Genomic DNA, 13,136 nt, shown 5'->3' with positions numbered 1-13,136 from the left:
AATGAAGATCAGAAGATTGAACCATAATTTAGAAGCGGCACAAAAACTCTCCAGGTTAGGTTTGCTGTGTGTCATAGTAATGAGCTTCAACTTTGTGGTAAAAGCGCAGACCAACGAATCCGGGGTTTTCATAGATCCCAATGAGGGGGAACAAGATTCCAGGGTTGATTTTAATGTAACCGGGAATCAGGTGGAGTCCATCATCACGAATTGGGGTACGGTTGGAAATGGAAATGGAAGTATAAATCAGGCTGGGGTTTGGCCGAAAGGAACCGGTCACGGTCATTTACACGAAATGACGGGTATGATCCTGACGCGTACAGAAGATGTCGATGGGCAGGAGGTCACAGTGATATCAGATGGCTATGGTGCAAGCAGTGATGTTAGTGATATAGATCCAAATACCAATATAAGATGGAAATTTCAGCCCCTGCCGGGATACTTTAACCAAAATACAGATGAACCTGAAATTGCAAACTCAAGAAATCCCGACAGTTGGCCTCAATCCTGGCCGGATCAAAGTGCTGAATGGGATGGTAACTGGAACGGTTATTTTGGATTGAACCAGTTTAATGCTGACCAGGAAGTTTTCTATGTAATGGATGACCTGTCAAACACAGAATATGAATATTACCCGGTTGATGGAGATACAACCAAAGGAGGATTGGGATTGCAGGTTCGGGTAAGAGTATTCCAGTGGTCGCAGGCGCTGGCGAAGGATATTCTGTTTATGCAGTATGAAGTATCCAATATCGGCGATCAGACCTACACAACAGACATCAATGATAAGCCAATTATTTTTGGAGGGTATACGGATGTAAATCCAGCCGGTGCAGGTACATCTGATGATGCTGCAGGCTTCGATAATAACCAGGATATTGTATATGGTTGGAGTAGCACCGGGCAAGGATCATGGACACAATTCAGAGATATAGCACCGGGATATATCGGCTGGAAGTTTTTGGAAAGTCCGGGATTGGATTTTGACCTGACCGATAATGACAATGATGGTCTTGTGGATGAATCCCGTGATAATGACGCAGGTTCATTCGCTTTTGCCCCATGTGGAAACTATGATGATCCACAAGAACACTGGAGTGGAGATGAAGACTGTGACTGGAACGCATCTATCGATGATGTAGGCTCGGATGGAATAGGTCCGGAGCAGGATGGATATCCAGGCCCGGATGCAGATGGCTCAGAAGGAAACGGGCGCCCAGATCAGGGAGAACCAAACTTTGGGCGATTAGATAATGATGAGTCCGATCAAATTGGGTTAACCTCGTTTTATGCTCCTCTTTTTGGAGCCGTTAACATTCACGACGAAGAAACGGTTTGGCCGAATGTACAACCCGGCTTCTTTGATGTACCAAGTCAGGGCGTGAACCAGATATGGATCTTTGGTTCCGGCGCCTTTCAACTCCCGCCAAATACCAGTCAGCGTTTTTCTACCAGTTTTGTTTTTGGTGCTAATGAGGATGCCATGTTTAGGTCGGCAGCAGTAGCTCAGCGTATTTACGACTCCGATTATCGGTTTGCGGTTCCTCCAAGACAGCCCCGCCTGCGAGCTATTCCGGGAGATGGAAAAGTAACCTTGATCTGGGATGAACTATCAGAGGTGTCAAGAGATCCTGTTTATGGGGAGGATTTTGAAGGATATCGGATCATTAAGTCTACCGATCCACAGTTCAATGATGCAGAAGATGTTACCGATTCCTTTGGAAACTCAGTCTACAAGCGTTCCATTGCTCAATTTGATAAAATTAATGGACTTACCGGATACCATGAACTCCAATTTGGCGAGGAGATTGGCATACCCAATGGTGTACATTACTATATGGGGGAGGATACTGGAATTCAGCATTCTTTCGTGGACGAAGATGTTATCAACGGAAGAACCTATTATTATGCCCTCATTGCTTATGATGCCGGGTACGATGAAACCTATTTCGATCGTGGTATTTCTGACCTCGATAACTTATTCCCGATCTCTCCATCTGAATCTCCTGCCAGCATAACAGTTACCCAGGGAGTGGTTACTAATTATGATCCAAATACTGTGGAGGTTCGCCCCAACCCGGAAGCAAGCAATGTGGTTTTAGGTACATTGGATGTTGATAACCGTGGACGGGTAGATCAGGATGCAGGGAAAGCAACAGGAACAGTAAGGGCTTCGGTAGTTGACGAAAATCTACTCAAAGATCAGGAGTACAGCCTGTCCTTTTCTCAAAAACCGGTGGTTTATCCACAGAATGACACCTCGGCTGTTGAATATGAGACCACGGCATTTAGCATTACCGATAAAAATGGCAACTTAATTGTAGACAATAGTCCGGTCCCTACGAACCTTGACGGTGAGTTTGTCACCAATTGGACCTATGAGCTTTTGGAAGAAGGATTGATCCTGCAATTTGAGAATCAATATCCCAATGAATCGAATACGCAGCAAAATTCGGGTTGGACTACTGACAGTGAAACAAATCTGAGAACACAAGTCACCCTTCCGGACCCAACATTTTCTGTTCCTAATCCTCCAGTTTGGCCTATCCGTGCTGTATTGGAAGTGGGCGGAGATGGGGAAGTATTGGATTCTGCCTATACCTCCGATTCCGGAAACTTTTCTTTTCCCGTCAATTTCAGGTTATATGAAAAAAATACGGGTAACGAGATCAAGTTTATTTTTGATGAACCGGATTCAACCGAAAATGGACGAATAGATCAAGATGAACTGATCCAGCTATTATTCAAAGAAGAACCGGGTGATGATGATTATGTGATAGCCTGGAATATCAAATTTCTTAAACCCGTCGATGCAACCGGTGCAGAACTGCCTGCAAACCAAATTTATGTCCCCGGAATGGGAGATTCTTTTGAACTTAACGCCCAAATACCGTTCAGTCAGCAAGATCGCTATGGATTGACTACAACTGCTTCATTCATAGATTCTACTTCAGATTCTTCAATTCTGGATGAAATTATCGTGGTCCCAAATCCCTACGTAGCTGCTACTATTGTGGAAGAGCGCCCATTCTTATCCGGGAGGGGAGAGCAACGAATAGAGTTCCGAAATGTACCCCTGAATGCCAGCATCAGAATATTTACCAACAGTGGTGTTTTCGTTCGGGAGATTCAGGCTGAAGACGGGGTAGGAGTTTGGGACTTGCAATCCAAAGATGGACTTGAGGTAGCCTATGGATTGTATTTCTATCACGTTAAAGCACCGGGCATTGGCGAGAAGACCGGTAAATTTGCAATTATCAAATAGGAATGAAAATGAGCAAAAGGGTCATATTCATATTTTTGTTTTTAGTTTTTTCGGTGCCTGTTTTTGCCCAAAGTCAGGTAGGAACTACAGCATCGTCCTTTCTTGAAATACCGGTTGGTGCCCGAAGTATTGGAATGGGGGAAGCCTATGTTTCTGTGGTTGATGAGATCAGTGCGCTTTATTGGAATCCTGCTGGGGTCACAAACCTAAAATCTAATCAGGCTACATTTCAGAATACCGAGTGGTTTGTAGATACCAAACTCTATTATGCAGCTTCTGTTTTTAAATTCGATGATATCTATCTCGGAGCCAGTGTATATATGTTTGATGGCGGAGAGATGGATGTTCGAACAGTAACCTATCCGGATGGAACAGGTGAAAGGTTTTCAGTTCAGGATATAAGTATTGGTGTAACGTATGCTCAAAAGTTAACTGAAAATTTTGGGATCGGAGGAAACGTAAAGTTCGTACAAAATCAGATCTGGAGGATGAAAGCTTCTACTTTAGCCTTGGATCTTGGATTTCAGTATAAAACACCTTTTGAGAGAGTTAGGCTGGGTTTCAGTATTAGTAATTTCGGTGGGGAGATGAAACTCAGTGGAGACAATACCTACGTACCGGTTGACCTGGATCCCAATAATTCAGGCAACAATGATGGAATTCCGGCAAATCTAATGACTTCAGACTGGGATTTACCTTTACTGTTTCGAATTGGGTTGAATGCAGAGCTCATTAAAACAATCGATCATCGGTTAATATTAGCTGCTGATGCCATTTATCCCAATAACAACAACAACTACGTAAATACCGGTGCTGAATATGCATTTAGAAAAACCTTATTTCTGCGAGCCGGTTACAGTAATCTATTTATAAGTGATAATTATGGATTAGGTCATTTACGTTTCGGAGTCGGATTATCACCCATCGATAAGATCTCAATTGATTATGCGATGAGTGACCGTAATGAGTTGGGGTATATTCACACAATAGGAGTATCACTTAAGTTTTAAAATCATGGTAGATATAACAGATACAGACAGACATTTATACGAAATTGTAGCTGAAGACTTAAAGGAGAAGATCAAGGAGGACTACTTCGGCGAAGATGGAAAAATTCCTAACTACTTAAAGCTAACGGAAATATATAACGTTAGCATGTCTACCATAAAAAAGGCTATGAAGATTTTGAATGATGAGAATGTCATCATTAGCCGGGTTGGGAAGGGTACTTTTGCAAATAAGAATTTTCTTGGCGATAGATTGGTCAGGCCTAAAAGCCAAACGAACAAAATCGGGTTGTTGATACGTGATCTTGAAGGGCCTTATTTCTCAGGTATTTATGCCGGGCTTGCCGACGAAGCTGATCAGAAAGGAAAAAAGTTAATGGTAACGGTATCCCGCGACTTCCATCAACAGGAGGACTCACTGCTGCGGATGATGCTTTCTCATGAAGTTGACGGATTAGTAGTCACTACAAGAAGAAAATCAATTTATGGAGTTCGTATTTATGATGAACTCAGTAAGAATGCAATACCTACAGTGATTCTGCATGATGTATATGATTCTAAATTGCCCTCTGTTGATGTCGATAACTTCAAAGGAGGTAGTTTAGCGGCTGAACATCTATTGCAACGCTCTAAGAAAAAACTATGCGTTATTGTCGGAGAGCATGGCTATAAAACCGATGATATGCGCCTTGATGGATTTCTTGAAACACTCAGGGAGCATGGCGAGAACCCGGCTGAAAGATGCCATGTTTTCAGGTATTCGTTCAGTACTGAGAATACAGCTTTTGATGAAGGTTATAAGTTAGGAATGTCTTTGAACATCAAAGAAATGAATGTAGATGGCATTTTCATGTTTAATGACCTGATCGCAATGGGCTTTCAAAAAGCGATGTTAGAAAAGGGCATCAGGATTCCGGAAGATATTGCCATCATTGGATTTGATAACATTGATCGCTGTTCTGAGGCCCGGGTTCCTCTTACCACTATTGAAGTTCCCAGGTATGAGATCGGTAAAACAGCATATAATATTTTGCAGCAGCTAATGGATAATGATGGGACATATACCGGTCCTCAGGCCATTCACCTGGAACCCAAACTGATTGTGAGGGAATCAGCCTGATGACTAAAGAACTCATATACATCATTTCCTTGTTTTTTTTGGGCTCATTGATCTCATGTTCGACCAATAAAGAGAAGTCCGATCTTGATCCTGTAATCGGGGTATGGATAACAAATGTTGACAGTGACATCATGCTCAGTGATGAAGCTATTGCCAACGGCATGAAAAAGATAGCTGATCTTGGGTTTAATACCGTATTTCCGGTAGTCTGGAATGATGGATATACGTTATATCCAAGTGATGTGATGACTAAAACATTTGGTGAGGAATTCAATCAAGATTCGCTGTTAAAAGGACAAGACAGAGACCCATTAGAAGTGATCATTAAGGAGTCAAAAAAACAGGGTCTGAAGGTTATACCTTGGTTTGAGTTTGGGTTTTCAAGTTCCTATAACCAAAATGGTGGCCATATTTTAGCGGCTAAGCCAAACTGGGCCGCATTAGATTCATCCGGTAAATTGCTTAAGAAAAATAACTTTGAATGGATGAATGCACTTCATCCTGAAGTTCAAAGATTCATGACCTCTTTGGTTTTAGAAGTAGCCAAAAATTATGATGTAGACGGTATTCAGGGCGATGACCGGTTGCCTGCTATGCCTTCAGAAGGTGGTTACAGTGTTTTTACTCGTGAACTTTACTTAGAAGAAACCGGAAAAGTAGTTCCAAATAATCCGTCAGAAGATGATTTTCTTAATTGGAAAGCGCGTAAACTAACAGAATATGCGTCTGTTTTATATGATTCAATTAAGTCCGTAGATCAGAATTTGATCGTTTCTTTCTCTCCAAGTATTTATCCATGGTCAAAAGAGCAATACTTGCAAGATTGGCCTTCCTGGATAGAGGAAGGAGCCGTAGACCTGCTAATTCCACAAGCTTACCGATGGGATATAGAAAGCTATAAGAACACCATTGATGGGATGATAGATAACTACCAAACGAGTACGGGGCACGAAAAAGTGAAAATTGTGCCAGGTATCATCATCAAAGCAGGCGATCGGTATAATGGGTTTGAATACGTAAGGGAAGCTGTAAAACATAACCGTGAAAAGGGGCTCGATGGAGAAGTTTATTTCTTTTATGAAGGGCTCTTTGATCAAAATGATCACCTTGGTGATTCTTTAAAAAAATACTTTTATGCAGAATAGATACAGTAAGAATAACATCGAAAGAGTCTTTAAAACAGGAAGATTGTTAACAATACTATTTAGTATGCTTTTCCTGAGTCAGAATGTTTTTTCTCAGGATGAAGGGGCCTATGTTGAAGAATTAAGGGGTGTTTGGATCACTAATGTTGACAGTGATGTGCTTAACAGTAAGCAAAACATCGCTGAAGGAATGGATTTTCTGGCTGAGCGCGGCTTTAATGTAATATATCCTGTAGTATGGAATAAAGGGTACACCTTGTTCCCAAGTATGGTGGCTAAAGATTCGATCGGTTACCTGCAGGATCCGGTTTTTGCCAACCAGGGGAGGGATCCACTTCGTGAAATAATTGTTGAAGCTCATCGCAATGGAATGGAAGTAATTCCTTGGTTTGAGTATGGTTTTGCAAGTGTGTATGGAGACCCAACAGGAGGGCATATCATTCAACGAAATCCACATTGGGCTGCGAAAGATGTAGACGGCAATATTGCTAACCGTAATAGTTTTTATTGGATGAATGCGATCCATCCTTCAGTACAAGACTTTATGCTGGGAATCATGGAAGAGGCCATCGAAAACTACGACATAGATGGTGTTCAGGGAGATGATAGGCTGCCGGCAATGTCCTCAACTGCCGGTTACAGTGATTACACGAAAAAACTTTACCGGCAAGAACATGATGGAGAAGACCCTCCGGCCAGTTACGACGATGCTTCCTTCTTAAAATGGAAAGCCGATAAGTTAACAGAATTTGCGGGAGATTTGTATAGCATGGTGAAGAGCAAAGACAGTTTGCTTACGCTTTCACTCTCTCCCTCTATATATAGTTTCAGTTATGATAACTACCTGCAAGACTGGCCTACATGGTTAGATTCTAATTATGTGGATATCATTCACCCCCAAGCTTACCGCTATGATATTGGAGGCTACCGAACTGTAATTAGAAATATGTTGGGAAGAGAACCTTTTTCTTCCCAGGGCTACATTCATCGTGTATTTCGACCACAGATCTTTCCCGGAATTTTGATCAAAGCAGGGGGGACTTTTAATGATGACGAGTATGTATTAAATGCAATCGAATTCAACAGGGAGTATGACCTTAAAGGTGAAGTTTACTTTTTCTTTGAGGGACTTGATGAAAAGAATAATAACCTGGCTGATACTCTTTACAAATATAAATATGGAACTCCGGCCATACTTCCGAACCGGAATGGAAAGGTAAGAAGACCAAAGGGAATTATAACCAATGAATCAACCGATAGCGTTACCATTACCGGAACATGGACCAATTCTGATAAAAAGGGGTTTTCAGGCCAGACTATTTTTGCAGAAGCGAATTCTCAGTCGTCGATCACCTATGACCTCGATGTTCCATACGAAGCTTGGTATAAAGTCTACGCCTGGGTTCCCACCGATAATGAAGCCACTCAAAGTGCGAATTACGAAGTTTTTGGAGCAGAAGACACTTCAGAGGTCATATTGGATCAAACAACTTCCACAAACTGGGGCTGGATAGAAATAGGGAATACATATCTGGAAAAAGGAACTCAAACGGTAGTAAAAATTGATGCGGATAAAGTAACTGACGGAAAACCAACCTATGCAGATGCCGTCATGCTACTGCTGGATCGCAAGAAGTCGCCAACGGTCGAAATCGATGCAGTCATCACGTCTAATGAGGAGCTTAGAAACGAAATTCCTTCCGGTTATAAACTTCAGCAAAATTATCCAAACCCTTTTAATCCAACTACTAAAATAGGGTTTACACTACCAACATCATCCAGAGTAACACTGGAAGTTTTTGATATTCTTGGAAGAAGAGTTGCCTTACTTGAAGACCAAAGAATATTTGCAGCAGGAAGTCACCAAGTTACATTCGATGCCAATAAGCTTGCAAGTGGGGTATTTATATATCGCTTTAAAGCAGGTGATATCACAATGAGCAAGAAAATGATCTTAGTAAAATAAAAGGGGTCTAATGCATACCATTGATTATGTAATTATAGTTGGATACCTGGTTGCCTTGATTGGCTTAGGGCTTTATTTGCAGCGTAAGGCCTCCAAGAGTATTGATAGTTTTTTTCTTGGAGATCGAAACATGCCATGGTGGGCATTGGGTGCTTCAGGAATGTCTTCAAATTTTGATGTTTCAGGAACCATGATCATTGTTGCAATGATCTATGCACTGGGACTTAAAGGGTTCTTTATCGAACTTCGTGGAGGTATTGTTTTGATCATGGCTTTCCTGATGGTCTTTATGGGAAAATGGAACCGTCGGGCACAAGTCATGACTGCTGCAGAATGGATGCAACTACGCTTTGGAAGAGATAAAGCCGGTAATGCAGCCCGAATATTAAGTGCGGTGGCAAATCTTCTTTTTGCGGTAACGGTAGTAACGTATTTTGCACAGGGAGGGGGAATATTTTTAGCTAAGATATTGGGAATTAATGCCGAGTTTGCGACCATTGGAATAATTGGTTTAGCTACTATTTACACAGTGGCATCAGGTCTTTATGGTGTGGTATACACCGATGTGATGCAGGGATTTTTGGTCTTTATAGCAATCATACTGACCTGCAGTATAGCATTTATCAATTATCCGCTTGCAGAGACATTCCAGGTATCTGTCCCGCTGATAGAAGACGGGTTTAGAACACTGAATGTAAATATTGAAGATTGGACCAACATTCTACCAAGTTGGAAAATGAATTTGCCGGGGGAGTATGGTCAGTATAATTTATTTGGGATTGCCATCCTCTTTTACCTCTTTAAAACAACGATAGAGGGCAGTGGTGGATCAGGGGGGTACTTGATTCAGCGATATTTTGCTGCAAAGAGTGACAGAGAGGCCGGTTTGTTGAGCCTGTTTTGGATCTTTTTGCTTTCATTCCGATGGCCGTTTGTAGTGGCAGTTGCCATGATGGGAATTGCCTGGGGCGCTTCTAATTCGGTGATCCAAAATCCGGAGGAAGTTTTACCTGCCGTTCTTTCAACCATGATTCCGGTAGGGTTAACAGGGCTTGTTATCGCCGGATTGATAGCCGCCGCCATGTCGACGTTTGACTCGGTTGTAAATTCAGGAGCTGCCTATTGGGTGAAAGATATTTATCAGCGATTTATAAACCCTGAAGCTTCTGAAGATCAACTTATAATACACAGTAGAGTCGCTTCTATCCTAATTGTGGTTGATGGATATCTGCTAACCAAACAGTTCAAAAATATCAATGATATCTGGGGATGGCTCACTATGGGATTGGGTTCCGGATTAATTGTTCCACAGGTTATCAGGTGGTATTGGTGGCGTTTTAATGGATATGGATTTGCTTCGGGAGTGTTGGCTGGTATGATAGCAGCCTTTTCTCAGCTTATTTTCTTTCCTGATTTCACAGAATATGAACTTTTTATGTTCGTGGGAAGCATCTCACTCGCGGCTTGTATTATAGGAACGTTTCTTACACCGGCAGTGGATGACGAAATTTTGGAAAATTTTTATAAAACAACCCGGCCATTTGGTTTTTGGGGGCATATCAAAAAGAAAATGCCCGCTCAGAAAATGAAAGGAGTTGAAGCTGAGAACAAAAGGGACATTTTCTCAACCGTATTGGCAGTGCCGTGGATGCTGATCCTTTGTATAACACCTATGCTGTTTATGGTTCGGCAATGGGAAGAATTTGGAATTGCATTGATCCTTTTGGTATCGCTTTCGATTGGATTGTATTTCACATGGTTTAGGCACCTATCCACAGAAAACGATCTTGATTCAGAACAGGAGCCCCCAATCAATAGCTTATCAAGTGATGAGCGTTAGGGTTGACAAAGGAAGGAATTTGGTAAGGATAAAATACAAAGAATGTACTCTCGCTGCATTTTAGCGGCGTACAAAAAATAGAATGTCGGCCTTTAAAAAGCTGACCTTAACCAGAACTAATGGGGAGATTAACATGACTAATCTTTACAAATCGATAACAAGTACTGTGCTAAGCATGCTATTTGTATTTGCTATGACTTTGTCATTCAATACAAATGCGGTTGCACAGGTTGATACTCTTTGGAGTATAGATGCACCAACCAGTAACTGGCTGGGTACCGGTAATACCGAACGTGGTATTACTTTTAACCCTGCGACAGGTAATCTCATCGTAGCCAGCCGACAAGGTGGTGTGACTCCTGTAATAATAGATGGAACCACCGGTGACTCTCTTGGCTTATTGCCAACAGTTCAGCCTCCTGCAGAAAATATAGATCCTATATGGTCTGTTGAAGCACCAACCAGTAATTGGTTTGGTACAGGAAACACAGAAAGAGGTATAGGCTACAATCCGGCCACGGGAAATCTTATTGTTGCAAGTAGACAAGGCGGGGTTACTCCGGTACTGATTGATGCTGCTACTGGCGATTCAGTTGGAATATTGGATAATACAGGTATTTCAGGCGGTACTTTCGCATTTAACCAGATCAGAGCTACTCCAGATGGACAGATTTTCACTGCTAATCTTGCTATTAGTGATACATCCCGCATCTACTGGTGGGCTGATGAAAATGCTGCTCCGGTTCAGATATTTGCTGATTCACTGGGGGGACGTTTAGGAGATTCTTTCGGAGTTGTAGGAGATACAACCAACGTCACCTTACTACTAAGCGGTTCCGGTGCCGAAAAAGTAGTTCCCTTTAGTTGGGATGGAGCTACATTGACCAAAGAAGCGGATATAACTGTAGCTGCCGGAGAAGCCCGGGGAGGATTTTCTTCTCGTGTAATCGAGGACAGTGTGTTGATCACCGGAACAGGTACAGCACCTCGGTTCTTAAATGTAGCTGATGGAACGCTGGGTTCTCAGCTTTCTTCTGATGATATCGCATCTGCAGATCTCAATTCTGTGATGGTAAACGACCAAATTATGTATAAAGGACGTCATCTTGTAGCTGTTGGTCCTGCATTTACAAACGGCACATTCTATTTACTGGATGTAACCGATGGTGTAGAATTAGTTCGTCAAATAGGTCCAATAGGTGAAAATTCCAACGGTAACAACACCGGTGGTGTACTATTTGATGAAGCAAACGGACGCCTGTACTTAATGGATACCAATAACGCGATCCATGCCTATAACCTTGCTGATTTCTTTGACAAGCAGGTAGTAAGCGGGGGTATCTTCGCATTTAACCAAATCCGTGCAACATCTGATGGACAGATTTTTACGGCTAATCTTATCCTTGGAGGAAATGGAGTAAAGATCTACCGTTGGGCCGATGAAACCAGTATTCCCGAAGTGGTATTTGAAGGAGATCTGGATAATAAGACCCGATTTGGTGATGCACTGGGCGTGGTTGGCTCCGGTACTGATGTAAAAGTACTGCTTAGCGGCAGTAACACCGGTGTAATCGCTACCTTCGATTGGGACGGAAGTACCCTAACCAAAGCTGCTGAATATACCGTGCCACAAAACGTAGGTCGTGGTGGGTTTTCCAGTGCGATGGGAGATAGCGTCCTTGCTACAGGAACCGGCGCTGCAGGGCAATTCTTTAACTTTGAAGATGGTTCCCTGGGAAGCACTTTTGCTTCAGCAGATGTAGCAGCACCTGACCTGAATTCCGTGATGGTGAATGATGTCATTGAAAAAGGCGGAAAAACCTTGGTCGCTGCCGGACCTGCCTTCACTAATGGGTTATTCTATATCTTCGAGAAAAATGGGACTTCTTATGACTTAGTCATGGAATTAGGACCATTAGGTGCAAATGATAACCTGAATAATACCGGTGGTGTGCTTTTTGATGGAAGCAATAATCGTCTATATCTAATGGATACCAATAATGCTATTGTTGCCTTGGATATTAGTGACTTGTTAGCTCCAACCAATATAGAACCATTTGCTTTATTATCACCGGCTGATGGAACCGAACTTTCATTGACCGGAGATGCTTCAACAGAAGTTAGTATTACCTGGGCCGAAGCTTCGTCTAATGAGTCAGTGACCTATACCTGGCATGCCGATGCTACCGATGGCGACTTCTCCGATCCACTGTTAAGTATCGCCTCAGATAACGAGGGAATGGATACCACACTTACTCTTACCTATCAGGCACTGGATGATGCCCTAGCATCTTTGGGTGTAGCAGAAGGTGAATCAATTGACCTGATCTGGACGGTAACAGCTATGGCCGGTGACAGTGTACGCTTTGCCAGTGATACCTTTGATATCAATATAGCCCGAATGTTGGGTGTATCGAACGAGCGGGAAGATCTACCCAATGTATTTGCATTGGATCAAAACTATCCGAATCCGTTCAACCCAAGCACCAACATTGCTTATCAGTTACCGGAAGCAGCAGAGGTTTCGTTGACGGTGTATGATATCACCGGAAAAGAAGTCGCTAAATTCCTGGAAGGACGCAAATCAGCCGGTTCTTACACCGTAAAATTTGATGCCTCCAACTTGTCCAGTGGAATGTATATCTATCGCATTAAAGCCGGGCAGTTTACGGCCACTAAAAAAATGATGCTGATCAAATAATCAACTATCTCTAACGGTTGATTATGTCTACCACAAGGCCTCGGGCATTAACTTGCCCGGGGCCTTATTTTTTTAAATAGAGAAAAGCTGCA

Annotated in this window: 7 protein-coding genes; all 7 read left to right on the top strand. The window is 42.4% G+C overall.

Annotated elements, in window-relative coordinates; all coding sequences use genetic code 11:
• Position 1: 1 nt before the first annotated feature.
• Positions 2–3,265, top strand: a complete 3,264-nt coding sequence (locus B151_RS0104920; protein WP_157470693.1) for a fibronectin type III domain-containing protein — start codon at positions 2–4, stop codon at positions 3,263–3,265.
• Positions 3,266–3,273: 8 nt separating this feature from the next.
• The gene (locus tag B151_RS18010) at positions 3,274–4,275 is read left to right on the top strand and encodes a PorV/PorQ family protein (RefSeq protein ID WP_020402495.1); all 1,002 of its coding nucleotides are present in this window, start codon (positions 3,274–3,276) and stop codon (positions 4,273–4,275) included.
• 4 nt (positions 4,276–4,279) lie between these two features.
• Positions 4,280–5,392, top strand: coding sequence for a GntR family transcriptional regulator (locus B151_RS0104910; protein WP_020402494.1), 1,113 nt, complete (start codon positions 4,280–4,282; stop codon positions 5,390–5,392).
• Complete coding sequence (locus B151_RS0104905) at positions 5,392–6,537, top strand: glycoside hydrolase family 10-like protein (RefSeq protein ID WP_020402493.1); 1,146 nt, start codon at positions 5,392–5,394, stop codon at positions 6,535–6,537. Before B151_RS0104910 ends, B151_RS0104905 begins: the two co-directional genes overlap by 1 nt.
• A complete protein-coding gene (locus tag B151_RS19385) occupies positions 6,527–8,503 on the top strand; it encodes a family 10 glycosylhydrolase (protein ID WP_083909862.1) in 1,977 nt (658 codons plus the stop codon). Before B151_RS0104905 ends, B151_RS19385 begins: the two co-directional genes overlap by 11 nt.
• 10 nt (positions 8,504–8,513) lie before the next feature.
• Positions 8,514–10,343 (top strand): sodium:solute symporter family protein, encoded by a 1,830-nt coding sequence (locus tag B151_RS0104895; protein WP_020402491.1) that lies wholly within the window; start codon positions 8,514–8,516, stop codon positions 10,341–10,343.
• Positions 10,344–10,476: 133 nt separating this feature from the next.
• Entirely contained in the window at positions 10,477–13,044 is a 2,568-nt protein-coding gene (locus B151_RS19380) for a T9SS type A sorting domain-containing protein (RefSeq protein WP_169332185.1), read from the top strand.
• The last annotated feature ends 92 nt before the right edge of the window (positions 13,045–13,136 follow it).

The sequence above is a fragment of the Gracilimonas tropica DSM 19535 genome (assembly GCF_000375425.1).
In the GTDB taxonomy this organism is placed as follows: Bacteria; Bacteroidota; Rhodothermia; order Balneolales; family Balneolaceae; genus Gracilimonas; species Gracilimonas tropica.
The sequence above is the reverse complement of the archived record's forward strand: the minus strand, read 5'-3'. Positions and strand labels throughout refer to the sequence as shown.

What these genes read in the sequence shown, in the direction of transcription:
- B151_RS0104905 (WP_020402493.1), top strand. Translation starts at nt 5,392, where the DNA reads ATGACTAAAGAACTCATATACATCATTTCCTTGTTTTTTTTGGGCTCA.
- B151_RS19385 (WP_083909862.1), top strand. Translation starts at nt 6,527, where the DNA reads ATGCAGAATAGATACAGTAAGAATAACATCGAAAGAGTCTTTAAAACA.
- B151_RS0104910 (WP_020402494.1), top strand. Translation starts at nt 4,280, where the DNA reads ATGGTAGATATAACAGATACAGACAGACATTTATACGAAATTGTAGCT.
- B151_RS18010 (WP_020402495.1), top strand. Translation starts at nt 3,274, where the DNA reads ATGAGCAAAAGGGTCATATTCATATTTTTGTTTTTAGTTTTTTCGGTG.
- B151_RS19380 (WP_169332185.1), top strand. Translation starts at nt 10,477, where the DNA reads ATGACTAATCTTTACAAATCGATAACAAGTACTGTGCTAAGCATGCTA.
- B151_RS0104895 (WP_020402491.1), top strand. Translation starts at nt 8,514, where the DNA reads ATGCATACCATTGATTATGTAATTATAGTTGGATACCTGGTTGCCTTG.
- B151_RS0104920 (WP_157470693.1), top strand. Translation starts at nt 2, where the DNA reads ATGAAGATCAGAAGATTGAACCATAATTTAGAAGCGGCACAAAAACTC.